Annotated in this window: 11 protein-coding genes; 9 read left to right on the plus strand and 2 right to left on the minus strand. The window is 75.2% G+C overall.

Annotation, left to right across the window (positions count from 1 at the left end):
• Nucleotides 1-2: 2 nt before the first annotated feature.
• A complete protein-coding gene (locus E2B92_RS26720; RefSeq protein WP_126883863.1) occupies nt 3-3434 on the minus strand; it encodes a non-ribosomal peptide synthetase in 3432 nt (1143 codons plus the stop codon).
• Nucleotides 3434-4192: a 2OG-Fe dioxygenase family protein gene (locus E2B92_RS26725; protein WP_126883864.1), complete on the minus strand. Its 759-nt coding sequence runs from the start codon at nt 4190-4192 to the stop codon at nt 3434-3436. Before E2B92_RS26725 ends, E2B92_RS26720 begins: the two co-directional genes overlap by 1 nt.
• 152 nt (nt 4193-4344) lie before the next feature.
• Between E2B92_RS26725 and E2B92_RS26730 the strand changes: the two genes are divergently transcribed.
• The 9 genes from E2B92_RS26730 (at nt 4345) to E2B92_RS26770 (ending at nt 16739) form a co-directional block, all read left to right on the plus strand.
• Entirely contained in the window at nt 4345-6081 is a 1737-nt protein-coding gene (locus E2B92_RS26730) for a condensation domain-containing protein (protein WP_133087720.1), read from the plus strand.
• A gap of 34 nt (nt 6082-6115) precedes the next feature.
• On the plus strand, nt 6116-6826 hold the full coding sequence (locus tag E2B92_RS26735) for a thioesterase II family protein (protein WP_126883866.1): 711 nt from the start codon (nt 6116-6118) through the stop codon (nt 6824-6826).
• On the plus strand, nt 6823-7653 hold the full coding sequence (locus E2B92_RS26740) for an SDR family oxidoreductase (RefSeq protein ID WP_126883867.1): 831 nt from the start codon (nt 6823-6825) through the stop codon (nt 7651-7653). The genes E2B92_RS26735 and E2B92_RS26740 overlap by 4 nt, the downstream gene beginning before the upstream one ends.
• Nucleotides 7654-7675: 22 nt before the next feature.
• A complete protein-coding gene (locus E2B92_RS26745; protein ID WP_235023995.1) occupies nt 7676-10507 on the plus strand; it encodes a non-ribosomal peptide synthetase in 2832 nt (943 codons plus the stop codon).
• A 100-nt stretch (nt 10508-10607) separates the two neighbouring features.
• Entirely contained in the window at nt 10608-11195 is a 588-nt protein-coding gene (locus E2B92_RS26750) for a cysteine hydrolase family protein (RefSeq protein ID WP_126883868.1), read from the plus strand.
• A gap of 54 nt (nt 11196-11249) precedes the next feature.
• Nucleotides 11250-12284, plus strand: a complete 1035-nt coding sequence (gene hypE, locus E2B92_RS26755) for a hydrogenase expression/formation protein HypE (protein WP_185923518.1) — start codon at nt 11250-11252, stop codon at nt 12282-12284.
• A gap of 14 nt (nt 12285-12298) precedes the next feature.
• Nucleotides 12299-14653, plus strand: coding sequence for a carbamoyltransferase HypF (gene hypF / locus E2B92_RS26760; protein WP_126883869.1), 2355 nt, complete (start codon nt 12299-12301; stop codon nt 14651-14653).
• Nucleotides 14653-16017, plus strand: coding sequence for a hypothetical protein (locus E2B92_RS26765; protein WP_126883870.1), 1365 nt, complete (start codon nt 14653-14655; stop codon nt 16015-16017). The genes hypF and E2B92_RS26765 overlap by 1 nt, the downstream gene beginning before the upstream one ends.
• On the plus strand, nt 16014-16739 hold the full coding sequence (locus E2B92_RS26770; RefSeq protein ID WP_126883871.1) for a gamma-glutamyl-gamma-aminobutyrate hydrolase family protein: 726 nt from the start codon (nt 16014-16016) through the stop codon (nt 16737-16739). Before E2B92_RS26765 ends, E2B92_RS26770 begins: the two co-directional genes overlap by 4 nt.
• Nucleotides 16740-16760 lie beyond the last annotated feature (21 nt).

Genomic DNA, 16760 nt, shown 5'->3' on the forward strand with positions numbered 1-16760 from the left:
TGTCAGGTCCCGAGCTTCCGGGCGACCTCGTCCGGTGTCATGCGCTGGACCTGGCGGACGAGGGCGGCCACCCGGTCGACGTCCGTGCCCGCCTCCGCGCCCTCGGCGCGCATGAGCGTGGCCAGCGACGCGATGGTGGGGGCGTCGACGAAGAAGTGCAGCGGCAGTTCGAGCCGGAACAGCTCGCGGATGCGGGAGACCACGAGTGTCGCGAGGACGGAGTGGCCGCCCAGTTCGAAGAAGTCGTCGTCGATTCCGGGGTCGTCCACCGAGAGCGTCTCGCGCCAGATCCCGGCCAGGACCTCCTGGAGCGCGTCGGCGGGCGGTCTCCTCACCGCGGCGGCCACCGGCCCGGGCTCCGGCAGGGCCGCCCGGTCGATCTTGCCGTAGAGGGTGACCGGGAAGGCGTCGAGCACGACGAACAGGTCCGGCACCATGGGCGAGGGCAGCACGCCCCGCAGGTGGGCGCGGAGCGCGGCGGTGTCGGGCGCCGGCCGGCCCGGTGCCGGGGTGGCGTAGCCGACCAGGCGCGGGGCGCCCGAGGGGCCCTTCCTGGCGAGCACCACGGCGTCGGCGACGTCCGGGTGGGTGCGCAGGGCGCTCTCCACCTCGGCCGGTTCCACCCGGAAGCCGCGGATCTTGACCTGGTGGTCGGTGCGGCCGAGGAACTCCAGCAGCCCGTCGGGGCGCCAGCGCGCCCGGTCGCCGGTCCGGTACAGCCGGGCCCCGGGGACGAACGGGTGGGGGACGTAGACGTCGGCGGTCTGCCCGGGGCGGCCCAGGTAGCCGCGGGCCACCTGGGCGCCGCCCGCGTGGAGTTCGCCGGGTACGCCGACGGGCTGGACGCCGCCGTGCTCGCCGAGCACGTACAGCTCGGTGCCCGGGACGGGCCGGCCGATGGGTACGGGCTCGGAGGCGGGGGCGGTGACGGTGTGCTCGGCGATGTTGATGGTGGTCTCGGTGGGCCCGTAGGAGTTGACGAGCCGGATGTGCGGCGCCTGGGCCAGCAACTGGTCCGCCAGCCCGGCCGGGAGCTCCTCGCCGGCGGCGATGACCAGCCTGAGCGCGGGCGCCGCGGCGGCGAAGCCGCCCCGTTCCAGCGCGGGGCGCAGCACCGAGGGGACGAAGAAGCAGGTGGTGACGGTGTGCCGGGTGAGGACGCCGTACAGGTAGTCCGCGTCGGTGTGCCGGCCGGGTTCGGCGAGGACGACGGTTCCGCCGCAGTGCAGGGCGACGAGCAGCTCCCACATGCACGTGTCGGCGCTCAGCGGCGTCTTGTGCAGGACGGCCTCGTCGGCGCCGAGGGCGAACTGAGCGCACATGCCGGCGAGGCGCTCGGCCAGATTGCCCCGGGTGACCACGACGCCCTTGGGGCGGCCGGTGGAGCCCGAGGTGTACAGGACGTAGGCGCCGCCGTCGGGGTGGTGGGGGACGGCCGGCCGGGCGGCCGGGCAGTCGGCGGTCAGGGCGTCCAGGTCCTCGGCGTGGAGGGTGTCCACGCCGTCGGGCAGCCGGGCGGCGAGCGCCCCGCTGGTGAGGGCGAGCACCGGTGAGGCGTCGGTGACGATCCGCGCGAGGCGGTCGCTCGGGTGCTCGGACTCCAGGGGCAGCAGGACGGCGCCCGCCTTGAGCACCGCGAGGACGGCGGTGAGCAGGGGCAGGCCGCGCGGCAGCAGGACCGCCACCCGGTCCTCGGGCCGGACGCCCCGGCGCAGCAGCAGGTGGGCCAGCCGGTTGGCGCGCTCGTCGAGTTCGCGGTACGTGAGGGAGGCCGGGGCGGCCGTGTCGGCGACGGCGGCGACGGCACCGGGGGTGGCGGCGGCGCGGGCGTGGAAGGCGTCGAGCAGGTCCCCCTCGGCGGCGCCGGGGGTGCCCCGGCCCGACCACTCGGCGACCAGCCGGTGGCGTTCGCCGGCGGTCGTCAGCGGCAGGTCGCACACGGCGGCGGCGCCCTCGGTGGCCACCGCGGCGGCCAGCACCTCGTGCACGGCGGTGGCGATCCGCCGCGCGGTTTCGGGGTCGAACAGGTCGGCCGCGTACGACAGCCAGCCCGTCAGCCCGCCGTCCTGGCCGGCGGCGGGCGCGAACTCCAGGGAGAGGTCGAGGTCCGAGCCGCGCTTGGGCAGTTCGAGCGTCTCGGTGCGCACCCCGGGCAGCCGCAGCTCCCGCGCGGGGACGTTGCGCAGGGCGAGGAGCACCCGCAGCAGGGCGGACCTGCCGCTGCGGCGTTCCCCGCCCGCCTCGCGCACGATCGTCGGGTAGGGCACGTCCTGGTGGGCGAAGCCGTCCAGGGCGCTGTCCCGGGCGGTGCGCAGCAGGTCGCGGAACGAGCCGGTGGGGTCGACGGCCAGGCGCAGCGGGAGGGTGTTCACGAAGAAGCCGATGAGCGGCTCCCATTCGGGGCCGGACCGGCCGGCGACGGCGGTGCCGACGACGAGGTCGCGCTCGGCGGACCAGCGGTGCAGCACGGCGGCGTAGGCGGCGAGCAGCACCATGAAGGGGGTGGCGTTCTCGGAGCGGCCCAGCCGGCCGATGCCCTCGACGAGCGCGGGCTCCAGGTCGAGGCGCACGGCGGCGCCCTCGTAGGTGGGCTTCGCGGGGCGCGGGCGGTCGCCGGGCAGTTCGAGCGGCGGGGCGCCGTCGAGGCGCTCGCGCCAGTGGGCGAGCTGCCGTGCGGCGTCCGGGCCGGACAGCCACGTCTGCTGGCGGTCGGCGAACTCGGCGTACTGGACGGGCAGGTCGGGAAGGTCCGCCGGGCGCCCGTCGACGGCGGCGGCGTACGCCTCGGCGATCTCGTCGACCAGGACGCCGAGCGACCAGCCGTCGACGACGATGTGGTGGACGCACAGGACGAGCAGCCACGACCGCTCGCCGGGCACCGCCCCGCCGTGTTCCGCCCCGCCGGGGCGGGCCTCCTGGAGCTCCCACAGGGCGGCGCGCAGCAGCGGCGGCTCGGTGAGGTCGAAGGGGACGGTGGTGACGTCCTCGATGAGGCGCGGCACGTCGTCGGCGTGGGCGGTGCCGCGCACCAGCTCCACGGACACCTCGTGCGCGGCCCGTACGACCTGTGTGATCCCGCGCCCGGGGTCGGGCGCGAAGCCGGTGCGCAGCGACTCGTGGCGGGCCACGACGGAGGCGAGGGCGGCGGCGAGGGCGTCGGGGTCCAGGTCGCCGTGCAGTCGTACGGCGATCGGCAGCAGGTAGTTGAGCGCCCCGGGGTCGAGCTCGTACTGGTAGTGGAGCTGCTGCTGGCCCGGGGAGGGGACGAAGCGTTCGGTGCCGCCGCCGCGCGGCAGGGCGGGGACGGGCGGCGGGGCCGCGGCCGAGGGGGTACGGGCGGCCAGGCGCCGGGCGAGCAGGGCGCGGCGCTCGGGCGACAGCTCCTGGAGGGTGCGCAGGAGGTCGTCGGTGGTGCGGGAGGTGACGTCCGCCATCACAGCCCCCGTCCGGTCTCGTCCGCGACGTGGTCGAAGTCGATGATGAGGACGTCGCGGTACGCGGGGCGCGCGGGGTCGACGGGTGTCAGGGGCGTCACGTCGTGCAGCAGCCTCCGGTCGTCCGCGAGGAGCTGGTCGCCGGGGCGGACCAGCGTGGTGGTGAGCAGCCGGGTGCCGTCCTGCGCGTACAGGGAGCTCTCGCCGCCCGTGACGTTGGTGCGCCCCACCAGCAGCGAGGTGACGAAGGCGGTGCCGTCCCGGTGCACGCCCTGCGGGGCGGGCCTGCCCTGCTGGTCGGGCGTGGTGACGATGCGGAAGGGGTGCAGCTTGACGTCCCAGCGGTGCACGCCCTCCACCCGGGAGAAGACGTCGCCGAGGGTGAGGACGAGGGCCCGGGTGAGCGGGTCGTCGCGGAAGGCGTCGGTGAGCGGGGCGAAGTGCCGCCGTACACCGCCGTTGAGCGGGTTGACCATCCTGGGCTGGTAGTACGGCCCGTGCGGCTGGGCGGTGAGGTCACCGGTCGCGGCGTCCAGTACGTAGTGGCCGTAGCGGCGGTGGCGGTAGGTCCCCCCGTCCTGCATGTACTCGTCGAGGAGGAGGTCGTCCCAGTGGCGGGCGTAGGCGTCCCAGTCCGGCGCGGTCGCCCCCGTCAGGAGCGACACGTCGGCCGCGGACAGCAGGTGACCGCCCCACGCCGACAGGTCGTCGACGGCCGTGGAGATGGCCGGAGGGTGAGCCGTGGTGCTTGGCGACACGACGTCAGGTCCTTTCAGTGGGCCGCGAGGCGGACATCCCCGGATGATCGGCCGGGCGGGGGCCGGCCGGGCAGTCGGGACATTGCCTGACTGCCGCCCGGTGCGGGTGGGGGTGCACCATCCGGTGACGATCCTGACGAGGAGGGTGGACGGTGACGGCCGACGAATCGCTGAGCGTGGTGACGTCGTTCGCCCAGCAGAGCCTGTGGCTCCAGCACGAGCTGGACCCGGGCCTGTCGGCGTACAACATCACCGCGGCCGTGCGGCTGCGCGGGCCGCTGGACACGGCGGCTTTGGAGCGCGCCCTGAACACGGTGGTCGGGCGCCACGAGGCGCTGCGCACCGTCTTCGCCCTCGACGGTGACGTGCCCGTCCAGGTGATCGGCGGGACGGCGCCCCTGACGGTGCCGGTGACGCCGGCCCGGCCGGAGGAGGTCGGCCCGGTCGCCCGCGAGGTGCTCGCCGAGCCGTTCGACCTGGCGGTGGGCCCGCTGGTACGGCTGCGGCTGCTGCGGCTGGAACCCGAGCACCATGTCGCGCTGCTGGCCATGCACCACATCGTCACCGACGGGGTGTCCTCGGCGATCCTGCTCGAGGAGCTGTCGGTCGCCTACGCGGCCGCCCTGGCGGACGCCGAGCCGCCGCTGGAGGAACTTCCCATCCAGTACGCCGACTTCGCGGTCTGGCAGCGTGACACGCTCACCGGCGCGACCCTGGAGCGGCTGACGGAGCACTGGTCCCGGACGCTGGCCGGGGCGGCCCCGCTGCGGCTGCCCACGGCACGCGACGGCGCGGCCTCCGGTGCGGACGGGACCGGGGGCCGGGCCGGGGGCGGGACCGGGGGCGGGACCGGGGGCGGGACGCACCACTTCACGCTTCCGGCGCCGCTGGCCGCCCGGCTGGACGAGCTGGCCCGCGCGGAGGGCGCGACGCTCTTCATGGTGCTGCTGGCCGCCTTCGACGCGCTGCTGTCGCGGTACTGCGCCCAGGACGACATCACGGTCGTCTCCCCGATGGCCGGGCGCGACCGCCCCGAACTCGAAGGGCTCATCGGCTACTTCGTCAACCCGCTGCTGCTGCGCACCGACCTGTCCGGCGACCCGTCGTTCACCGGGCTGCTGGAGCGCGTGCGCACCGGCTGCCTGGACGCCTTCGACCACCAGGAGCTGCCGTTCGAGCAGGCCGTCGAGGTGCTGCGCCGGCGGGGCCTGCCGGGTGCCGAGGCGCTGCGCTCGCAGGTGATGCTGGTGCTCCAGAGCGCCCGGCCCTCGACGTGGCGGAGCGCGGGCATCGCGTTCGAGCTGCTGCCCGTGGACGTCGACAGCGCGAAGGCCGGCCTGGTCCTCGACGTGCGCCCCGAGCCGGGCGGAACCCTGCTCGCGGCCCTGGAGTACGCCGACGACGTGTTCGACGCGGCCGGTGCGCGGCGCCTGGCCGAGCAGCTCGCCGCGTTCCTGCGAGCGGCCGCCGAACGGCCCGGGGAGCGCCTGTCGCGACTGCTGGACGAGACGGTGCCGGCGGACTCGGTGCCCGCCGCCCGCGAGGCGGCCGGGGCGGCCGGCGGGCCGGGCACGGCCGGGGTGGCCGGGGCGGCGGACGAGCCCGGCGTACCCGGGCGCGCCGTCGCGTACACCGCGCCGCGTACTCCGCTGGAGGAGGAGGTCGCCGCCATCTGGTCGTCGCTGCTGGGACGCGAGGACATCGGCGTCCACGACAACTTCTTCGACCTGGGCGGCCAGTCGCTGGTCGCCGTGCGGCTCGCGGCCCGGCTGCGGGACGCGTTCGGCGTGCGGCTGACGGTGCGCGACCTCTACGCCGACTTCACCGTCGCGGCGACCGCCTGGACGGTGCTGGAGCGTATGGCGGCCGAGGAGCCGGAGACCGCCTGACCGGGTCGAGGGACCCACGGACCTTTGGAGAGACATGATGAGTGCGGCGGTGCTGTGCTTCCCGCCCGCGGGCGCGGGGGCGAGCTTCTTCCACCCGTGGATCGGCCGGCGTGACGGGCTGACCGTGATCCCGGTGGAGCTGCCGGGCCGCGAGAAGCGGTTCGCCGAGCCGGAGTGCGAGGACCTGGACACCCTGGTCGCCACGATCCTGCCGGAACTGCGGGCGGCCGTCGCCGGGTTCGGCCACGTCGCCGTGTTCGGCCACAGCTTCGGCGCGCTCCTCGCCTACGAGGCGGCCCGCGCGCTGGCCGGCGACCCGGGGCTCCCCGGCATGACGCTGGTGGTCAGTGGGGCGACGTGGCCCGGCCGGCCGCGGCCCGGGCGTGTGACGGGGCTGCCCGACGAGGAGTTCATCGCCCGCGTCGAGGCGATCGCCGGGTACAAGCACCCCGCCCTGGACGAGCCGGAGCTGCGCGAGCTGGTGCTGCCCCCGCTGCGTGCGGACGCGGCCATGCACGAGAGCTACCGCTTCACCCCGCGCGAGCCGCTGGACGTGCCCGTCGTGGCCGTGCGCGGCACGGCGGACACGCTGGTGTCCGCCGAGGACACCGCCGAGTGGGCGGGTGTCACCCGTGGCGGGCTGACCCTCGCCGAGATCGGCGGCGGCCACATGTACCTGGTCGACGCGTGGCCGGACGTGCTGGACCTCATCGCCCGGAGCGTCGGCGCCGGGACGCCGTCGTGACCGGACGCCTCGCCGGGAAGACCGCCGTGGTCACCGGTGCCGGGCGCGGCATCGGGCGCGCCTGTGCCGTCGCGCTGGCCGCCGAGGGCGCCGACCTGGTGCTCGTCGACGTCGCGGCCGATCTGCCGGGCGTCCCCTATCCGATGGCCACCCGCAGCCAGCTCGACTGCACGGCGGAGCTGTGCCGCGAGCGGGGCGCCGCCGTGCTGACGGCCCCGGCCGACGTACGGGACCCCGAGGCGTGCGCGCGTGTGGTGGCCGACGCCGTCGACCGTTTCGGCGGTGTCGACGTGCTGGTGAACAACGCGGGCATCGCCGGGCCTTCGGGGCGGGTCGTGCACGAGGTCACCGAGGACGAGTGGGCCGTGATGATCGACGTCAACCTCAACGGCGCCTGGCGGATGCTGAAGGCCGCGGGCGCGGTGATGGCGGCGGCCCGGTCCGGCAGCGTCGTCAACATCGCCTCGACGGCCGGACTGGTCGGGTACCGCAGCTTCGCCGGGTACGTGGCCTCCAAGCACGGCCTGGTCGGGCTGACCAAGGCGGCGGCCCTGGACTACGCGCCCTACCGGGTGCGGGTCAACGCGGTGTGCCCCGGCTCGGTCCGCGACAGCGCGGAGCACGAGGGCCGGATGCTGGTGGAGATCGGCCGCAGCATCGGTATCGCGCCCGACGACCACGAGGCGGAGTTCGTCACCCAGCAGCCCATGAACGCGCTGGTGGAGGCCGGGGACGTGGCGGCGGCCGTGCTGTGGCTGGCCACCGACGAGTCCCGGCACGCCACCGGTGGCGTGATCACCGTCGACGGCGGTTACAGCGCCCGTTGACCCGACCGGTCTGGAGAGGCCCGTGTCGCACACCCAGTGGACCCACGACCCGGCCGCCCGGCGGGCGGCCGTCTACCGGCTCCCCGCCGGCACGAGCGCCGCCGACTGCCGCGCCGCCCTGCGCGCCGTTCCCGCCCCGCCGGACGTCTCGGCACCCACCCCCACCGCCCCGGCGCCGACCGGCGCCCCCGCGCCCGCCGGCGGGCCCGTGGTGCGGTTCTGGGCCGAGGCCGTACCGGGTGCGGCCGGGAGCGCGGTGGCGTCGCGGCGCCGGGAGCGGGAGCTGCGCGCGCCCCTGGGAGTGGCCGGGACGGTGCGGCTGGTACTGCTGGAGTACGCCGACGGGGTGCGCGACCTGGTCGCGGTCACCGACGTGGAGGACGGCGTCCTGGACCGGCTCGCCGAGGCCCTCGGCGCGGTGGACGCCCCCGACGACGCCCCCGACGACGGCACCGGCGCCGCCGGCCTGGGCCTGGACGTGCCCGGCATCGGCGCCGGGCCGGACGTGGCGGCGGACGTGGCCGCCGTGCTCCTGCCGGCCCTGGCACGGGCGCGGCGCGAGGAGCAGCCGGTGCTGGACGTGGTGGAGCACACGGCCGGCGGGGTGCGCACCGGGTGCGTGCGCGCGGCCGGGCTGGACGAGGACCTGCCGGTCGCCGCGTACCGGGCGTGGGTCGCGGAGCAGGCCGCCCGGCCGGGCGGCGAGGGCGGCGAGGGCGGCGAGGGCGGCGAGGACACCGGCGACGGGCCGCGCGTCGCGCTCCACGTGGACCTGCGCCCGCGCGCCGTCCGCGCCCTGCGCCGCATGCCCGCGCTGGAGGGGCGCCATGCGCTGACCGTGCATGTGACGTCCGGCGCCGACGGCTCCCCGCGGGTGCGCTGCTGGTACCGGGCCGAGGAGTTCCCCGTACCGGAGGCCGAGGCACTGCGTCACCGGGTGGAGCGGCTGGCGCGGCAGGTGCTGACGGGCGACCAGGCGCTGCCGGTCGCCGCGCTGGCCGCGCACGACGCCGCCGAGGAGCGGCGCATCGTGGACCTGGGCCGTACCGCGCGGGTGGCGGACAGCGGCCCGCGCCTCATCCACGAGCTGGTCCGGGCGAGCGCGGACGCCTCGCCGGACGCGACGGCCCTGACCGACCCGGGCGACGGCACCGCACTGACGTACCGTCAACTCGTCGAGCGGGGCGACCGGCTGGCCGGGGCGCTGCACGCGCTCGGTGTGCGGCCCGGTGACCGGGTCGGGGTGTGCCTGGACCGGTCGGCGCGGCTGATCGAGGTGCTGCTGGGCGTCCTGACGGCGGGTGCGGCGTACGTGCCGCTCGACCCGGCTTATCCGGCCGACCGGCTGGCGTTCGTGGAGGAGGACGCACGGCTCGGCGTGGTGATCGTGGAGGACGGCCGGGGTGGCGCGTTCGCCCCCGGGGCGGCGGTGGAGCTGTCCGCGCTCACCGGCCTCGCCGCGACCGCGCCGCCGCTGCCGCCGGGCACCGGTGCCTCCCCCGACGACGCCGCGTACGTCATCTACACCTCGGGCTCCACGGGACGTCCCAAGGGCGTGGTCGTGCCGCACCGCGCGGTGGGCAGGCTGCTGGACGCCACGGCGGACGACTTCGGCCTGGGGCCGGGGGACTGCTGGACGTGGTTCCACTCGGTGGCGTTCGACTTCTCCGTGTGGGAGATCTGGGGCTGCCTGGGCACCGGCGGGCGGCTCGTCGTCGTCCCGTACTGGACGTGCCGGTCCCCGGAGGACTTCCGGGAGCTGCTGCTGCGGGAGCGGGTGACGGTGCTGAACCAGACGCCGTCGGCGTTCGCCCGGCTGACGGAGCTGGAGCACGCCCGGCCCGCGCCCCTGGCACTGCGGCTGGTGGTCTTCGGCGGCGAACCGCTGGACGCCCGCTCCCTGGTGCCCTGGTTCGACGTCCACCCGGAGCGCGAGTGCCGGATGGTCAACATGTTCGGCATCACCGAGACCACGGTCCATGTCACGGCCCGTACCGTCACCCGCGCCGACGCCCTGGCCGGCTCCCGGTCGGTGGGCGCGGCGATCCCGGGGTGGAGCGTGCGCGTGCTGGACGAGCGGGGCAGGCTGCTGCCGCCGGGGTGCGCGGGCGAGATAGCGGTGGGCGGCGACGGGCTGGCCCTGGAGTACCTGGGCCGTCCGGAGCTGACGGAACGGCGCTTCGTGGCCGACCCGCTCGACCCCCGAGGCCGCCTGTACCTGAGCGGCGACAAGGGGCGGATGCTGCCGGACGGGCAACTGGAGCACCTGGGGCGGCTGGACAACCAGATCAAGCTGCGCGGCCACCGCATCGAGCTGGACGAGATCCGCTCGGTGCTGCTGGCCCACCCGTCGGTCCGCGCGGCGGTCGTCGTGCTGAACGCGCCGCCGGGCCGCCCGGACGACGCCACGCTCGACGCGTACGCGGTGCTCGACGGGGCCGACGCGCGCGAGGTGCGCCGGCACGCCGCCCGGATGCTGCCGGAGTACATGGTGCCGAGCACGGTGACGGCGCTGGCGCGGCTGCCGCTGACGGTCAACGGCAAGGTGGACACCGCGCAGTTGCCGGTGCCACGGCCCGCCCCGGTGCGCCGGCCGCCCCGGCGGGCGGAGGGCGGTACGGGGCCGCTGGAGGCGGTCCTGGAGGCGTGGCGGACGGCGTTCGGCGAGGAGGTGTCGCCGGACGACGACTTCTTCGACCTGGGCGGCAACTCGCTGCGGGCGCTGCGGGTGGTGCACGCCCTGCGGGACGCGGGCGTACGGGTCGACGTGCGGGACGTGTACCGGCTGCGGACGCCGTCCGCCCTGGCCGGGGCCGCCACCGTGGTGGAGCCCGGCGCGGCCGTGGTGGCCTGATTCCGCGCGGGCCCCGGGGTGTAGGGGGTTTGCCCGACTGTCGGGCGACCCCCTGCCGACGGGATCGTCGAAGCCTCACGACGACCCCGGAGGAGTGTTCATGAGCAAGGTCGCTGTCCTCACCAATGACCTTCAGTACGACCTGGTCAACAAGAACCAGGAGCGCATCGACGCGGTCGCCGAGGCCACCCCGAGTTTCTCCGCCTTCCTCAACGACATGCGCGAGCGCGGCCACCACGTGGTGCACCTCCAGCTCATCAACAAGCCGGACGACCCGGTCGCCGAGCGTTACGAGGGTGGCCGGCTGCCCGCCCAGAAGGGCACCAAGGGCGCGGAGATCCTGCCCGTCTTCCTCGGCGAGACCGACATCCTGGTCGAGAAGAACAAGGACAGCGGCTTCTACGAGACCGACCTGCACGAGCGCCTCCAGGCCCTCGGCGTGGACACGGTCATCGTGACCGGCATGCAGGGCCAGATCTGCGTCCAGACCACCGCCGCCGACGCCTTCTTCCGCGGCTACAACGTCTGGGTCCCCAGCGACTGCGTCGTCTCGGCCCGCGACCACGACAAGGTGCGCGCCCTGGACTGGCTGGACGGCTACTGCGCCACCGTCGCCCCGTCCTCGGAGATCGTGAAGACCCTCGACAACGACGGCGAGCTGCCCCGCAAGGTCTTCCGCACCCCGTGACGACCACCCCCCTCGCCCCGTCCCCTGCTGTGAACCGCGAATGAACCGGGAGTCATGTTGCTGACGGCCACGACGTCCTTCCTGGACCAGAAGATCGTCCTCGACCACGGCACCGGGGCCCGGCTCAGCCGGGAGCTGGTCGAATTCGTCGTGGAGGTGCTCGGCGACGTCTACACCGGTGAGATGGAGGACAGCGCGGTGCTGCCGGCGCTCGACGGCGCCATCGCGATGACCACCGACTCCTTCGTCGTCGACCCGCCGTTCTTCGGCAACGGCGACATCGGGAAGATCGCCGTGTGCGGCACGGTCAACGACCTGGCGGTCGCGGGTGCCGAACCGCGTTACCTGACGCTGGCGATGATCCTGGAGGCGGGGCTCCCGGTGGCGCAGCTCCACCGGGCGCTGACGTCGGTCCGGGAGACCGCCCTGGAGGCCGGCGTGAAGATCGTCGCCGGCGACACCAAGATCGTCGGTGAGGGCGAGGCCGACGGCATCTTCCTCAACACCACCGGCGTGGGCGTCTTCACCCGCCCGCCCAAGCGCATGAGCGCGGTCTCGGCGGGCGACAAGATCGTCCTCAGCGGGCCGATCGGCAACCACACGGTCCACCTGCTGTCGGTGCGCGAGGGCCTCGGCTTCGAGACCAACGTGCTCAGCGACTGCGCCCCGCTCAACGGGATGATCGACGCGCTGCGCGACGCGGTCCCCGAGGACGCCGTGCGCTCCATGCGCGACGTGACGCGCGGCGGCCTCAACGCCGTGCTGCACGAGTACGCCTCCGCCGTCGGCCGCACGCTGCGGATCGAGGAGGAGGCGCTGCCGGTCACCTTCGAGACCCGCATGGCGGCCGACATGCTCGGGATCAACCCGATCAACTGCGCCAACGAGGGCTGCCTGGCGCTGTTCGTCGACCCCCGGTACGCCGACGCCGTCCTCGAGACGCTGCGCGCCCACCCCTACGGGCAGGGCGCCGTGATCGTCGGCGAGGTCACCGACCGCGAGGCGGTGGCCGTGGAGATGACCGGGCGCGACGGCCGGGTCGCCGAGATCGAGGAACTGCAGGGCGCCGAACTCCCCCGGCTCTGCTGAGCGGGGGCGGGGTCATGGCCGAGTACGAGCAGTGGCGGATCAGGGTCGGCGGCGTGGTGCAGGGGGTGGGCTACCGCCCGTTCGTCCACACCCTCGCCACGTCCGCGGGCCTTTCGGGCTGGGTGCTCAACGACACGCTGGGTGTCCAGACGGAGGTACGGGGCACGGCGGCCGCGCTGGCCGGTTTCACGGCGGCGCTGCGCGACCGGGCACCGGTGCTGGCCCGGGTGGACGAGGTACGGGTGGAGAGCCGTGAGCCCTGGCACGGCGACCTCGGCGGGCCGTTCGAGATCCGCGAGAGCGTGCGGACCGGGCGCGCCCGCACCCTGGTCGCCCCGGACTCGCACGTGTGCGACGACTGCCTGCGCGAGGTGCTCGACCCGGCCGACCGCCGCCACCGCTACCCGTTCGCCAACTGCACGCACTGCGGGCCGCGTTACTCGCTGATCAAGGGCCTGCCCTACGACCGGGCGCAGACCACCATGGCGGACTTCGCGATGTGCGGGGCGTGCCGCCGCGAGTACACCGACCCGGCCGACCGGCGCTACCACGCCCAGCCCACCGCCTGCCCCGACTGCGGCCCCCAGGTCACCCTGTCCGGGCCCGACGGGGTGCGGGCCCGGGCCGGCGAGGCGCTGGGCGCCGCCACCGAGGCCCTCGCGGCCGGGCGGATCGTCGCCGTGAAGAGCCTCGGCGGCTTCCACCTGGCGGCCGACGCCCGCGACGCCCGCGCGGTGGCCCGGCTGCGCGCCCGCAAGAAGCGGGACTCCAAGCCGTTCGCCGTGATGGCGCCGGACCTGCGGACCGTGGAGGGCATCGCGCGGTGCACGGCGGCGGAGCGGGAGCTGCTGCGCTCCCCCGCCCGGCCGATCGTGCTGCTGCGCAAGATCCCCGCGGCGGTGCCCGAGGAGGTCGCCCCGCGCAACCCGAACCTCGGCGTGATGCTGCCCTCCGCGCCGCTGCACCACCTGCTGCTGGACCGGCCGGGGCTGGACCTGCTGGTGATGACCAGCGGCAACATCTCCGGCCACCCCATCGCGTACCGCAACGAGGAGGCGCTGGAGCAGCTCTTCGAGGTGGCCGACCTGATCCTGCACCACGACCGCGACATCCACGTGCGGGTGGACGACTCCGTGGTGCGCAGCTCGGTCCACCCGGGGCTGGACGAGCCGATGATCACCTTCCTGCGCCGCTCGCGCGGATACGCCCCGTACCCGGTGAAGGTGGCGGGCGTCGCACAGCCGGTGATCGCCTACGGCGCCGAGCTGAAGACCACGGTCGCCCTGGGCGACGGCAACGAGGTCTACGTCAGCCAGCACATCGGCGACCTGAAGAACGACGAGACGTACGCCTCCCACCGGGAGGCGGCGGCCCATCTGACGGAGCTGTACGAGCTCAAGCCCCGGTTCATCGCCTGTGACATGCACCCGGCCTTCCGGGCCCGGGTCCTGGCGGCGACCGACCGGCCCGAGGACGTCGTGGAGGTGCAGCACCACCACGCGCACATGGCCGCCTGCATGGCGGAGAACCAGCTCTCCGGCACCACCGTCGGCGTCGTCTTCGACGGGGCCGGCTACGGCGAGGACGGCACCATCTGGGGCGGCGAGTTCCTCCTCGGCGACTTCCGCGAGGTGCGCCGTGCCGCGCACCTGCGGCCGGTCCCGCTGCTGGGCGGCGACCGGGCGGTGGCCGAACCGATCCGTACCGGCTACGCCCTGGCCCTCCAGGCGCTGGGCGGGCCGGACGCGGCGCTCGGCGCGTTCCCCGCCCTCGGCACGCTGGACGAGCGGCAGCGCGCGGTGTTCGCCACCATGGCGGAGCGCGGCATCCAGTCCCCGCCGGTGACCAGCATGGGCCGGCTGTTCGACGGCGTCGCGGCGCTGCTGGGCGTGTGCGGGTACGCCGAGTACGAGGCGCAGGGGCCGATCGAGCTGGAGGGGCTGCTGGGCCGGGACCTGACGATGACCCAGCCGTACGTGTTCGGCGTCGAACCGGGTGACGGGGGCGCCGAGGTGGTGGACCCGCGGCCGGTGATCCGGGCCGTCGCCGCCGACCTCGCCCGCGGCACACCGCTGGAGGCCGTCAGCCGGCGCTTCCACTCCGCGGTGGTCTCCATGGTGGTCAAGCGGTGCGCCGCGCTGCGCGAGCGCCACGGCGTGACGCAGGTGGTCCTCTCCGGCGGTGTGTTCCTCAATGAGTTCCTCCAGGTCAACGCCCTCGTCGAGCTGCGGAGGGCCGGTTTCGCCGCCTTCGCGCACCGGCTGGTCCCGCCCAACGACGGCGGCCTCGCCCTCGGCCAGGTGATGGTGGCCGACGCCCGCACGCAAGCCCTGTCCCCACCCGGCCCGAACCACGGAGGCGCGTCCTGATGCGCAGCACGGATCTGACCCTGGACACCGTCGTCCGCCTGCTCAGCGAGAACGAGGCGAGCGCGCGACGCACCCTCAGCATGGTCCCCTCGGAGACCTCCATGTCGGGCCTGGCGAAGCTGCCGATGCTGCTGGACCCGTACCACCGCTACTTCTTCAACGAGAGCGACGACCCCGACCGCTGGCACTTCCGGGGCGCCCAGCGCCTGCGCGACCTGGAGATGGAGCTGACGGTGCCGCTCCTGAAGGAGCTGGGGAAGGCGTCGTACGCGTCGGTGCGCCCGCTGAGCGGGCTGAACGGCATGACCCTGGTGCTCGGCGCGCTGGGCGGCGAGCCCGGCTCGACCGTGGTGACCGTCGCCCCCGAGAACGGCGGCCACTTCGCCACGCCGAGCGTCGCCGCGCGGCTGGGACTGCGGGTGGAGTACCTGCGCGGCGCCGACCCGCACTCCCTGGACCTGCGGCACGCCGCCCAGATGCTGGGCCGGGTGCGGCCGTCGCTGGTGTACGTGGACCAGTCCCACTGCCTGTTCCCGCTGGACGTGAAGGCCCTGGTGGACACCGTGCGGGCGGTCTCGCCCGAGACGCTGGTGCACGTGGACGCCAGCCACTGGCTGGGCCTGGTGCTGGGCGGCGCGTTCGCCAACCCGCTGGACCTGGGCGCCGACAGCTTCGGCGGCTCCACCCACAAGACGTTCCCCGGCCCGCAGAAGGCGGTCGTCCTCACGCGTGACGCGGAGGTGGAGCGCCGCGTCCGGGACGCCCAGGACTTCCTGATCAGCAACCACCACTTCGCCGCGACCATCGCCCTGGGCGTCGCCCTGCTGGAGTTCCGGGACTTCGGCCCCCGCTACACCCGGGACGTGCTGGCGCACACCCGCCGCTTCGGCGAGCTGCTCACCGGCCACGGCATCACGGTGGCGGCCGCCGACCGGGGCTATTCGGCCGGGCACCAGCTCTGGCTGGACACCGAGGCCGACGGCATCGCCCCCAAGGACGCCGCCGCCCGCCTGTCCGCCGCCGGGATCAAGGTGAACTTCATGGCCGGCCTGCCGGGCTTCACCGGCCAGGGCGTGCGCATCGGCCTCAACGAGGCCACCTACCAGGGGCTCGCCGGCACCGACATCGACGAGCTGGCCGACGTCTTCGCGAGCGCCGTGCACGGCACCGCGCCGGCCGGCACGCTCGCCGAGCGGACCGCCGCCCTGCGCCGCCGCACCCCGCTGGGGGCGTCGGCCGCCACGGGCACGCCCCTGCTGCGCGCCGCGCTCGACCTGTGCGAGGGCGCCCTCAACCCGGCCTCCCCGGTGCCCGCGGCCGACCCGATCGCCTCCGCGCACGCGGTGTCGGGGGCCGGACGATGAGCCGGCCCGTCATCGGCATCGCCGGTTACCGCGACCGGGCCCGCTGGAACATCTGGGACACCGACGCGACGGTCGTCCAGCAGGGGTACGTGGCCGGGGTGACCCGGGCCGGCGGCCGGGCCGTCGTCCTGCCGCCCGACACCGTGGACGGCGACGTGATGGACCGCCTGGACGGGCTGCTGCTGTCCGGCGGCGCCGACCTGGACCCCGCGCTGTACGGGCAGGACCGCCACCCGTCCGGGGACACCCCGAGGGCCGACCGGGACGCCGGAGAACTGCTGCTGCTGCGCGCCGCGCTCGACCGCGGCCTGCCGGTGCTCGGCGTCTGCCGGGGGCTCCAGCTCCTGGCCGTCGTCCACGGCGGCTCACTGGTCCAGCACCTGCCGGAGGCCGTCGGCCACACCGGGCACTGCCCCCAGGAGGGCGTGTTCGGCCGCCACCCGGTGCGCCTTGCGCCCGGCAGCCTGGCCGCCGCCGTGTACGGCACGGAGACGGACGTCAACTCCCACCACCACCAGGCGGTGGCCGACCCGGGCCGGCTGCGCGTCACCGGCCGCGCCGACGACGGGGTCGTCGAGGCCGCGGAGGACCCGGACAGGCCCTTCGTGCTCGGCGTGCAGTGGCACCCGGAGGTCTCCTGCGACGACGCCCTGTTCGAGGCGTTCGTGGCGGCCTGCGCCCGCTCGGCCGCCGGGGCGCTGCTGGGCAGCGCCGGAGCGTAGAGCACCCCCGTACACCCGCAC

Source organism: Streptomyces sp. WAC05374 (assembly GCF_004353505.1).
In the GTDB taxonomy this organism is placed as follows: Bacteria; Actinomycetota; Actinomycetes; order Streptomycetales; family Streptomycetaceae; genus Streptomyces.

What these genes read in the sequence shown, in the direction of transcription:
- E2B92_RS26720 (WP_126883863.1), bottom strand. Translation starts at nt 3,434, where the DNA reads ATGGCGGACGTCACCTCCCGCACCACCGACGACCTCCTGCGCACCCTC.
- E2B92_RS26735 (WP_126883866.1), top strand. Translation starts at nt 6,116, where the DNA reads ATGATGAGTGCGGCGGTGCTGTGCTTCCCGCCCGCGGGCGCGGGGGCG.
- E2B92_RS26750 (WP_126883868.1), top strand. Translation starts at nt 10,608, where the DNA reads ATGAGCAAGGTCGCTGTCCTCACCAATGACCTTCAGTACGACCTGGTC.
- hypE (WP_185923518.1), top strand. Translation starts at nt 11,250, where the DNA reads ATGTTGCTGACGGCCACGACGTCCTTCCTGGACCAGAAGATCGTCCTC.
- hypF (WP_126883869.1), top strand. Translation starts at nt 12,299, where the DNA reads ATGGCCGAGTACGAGCAGTGGCGGATCAGGGTCGGCGGCGTGGTGCAG.
- E2B92_RS26765 (WP_126883870.1), top strand. Translation starts at nt 14,653, where the DNA reads ATGCGCAGCACGGATCTGACCCTGGACACCGTCGTCCGCCTGCTCAGC.
- E2B92_RS26770 (WP_126883871.1), top strand. Translation starts at nt 16,014, where the DNA reads ATGAGCCGGCCCGTCATCGGCATCGCCGGTTACCGCGACCGGGCCCGC.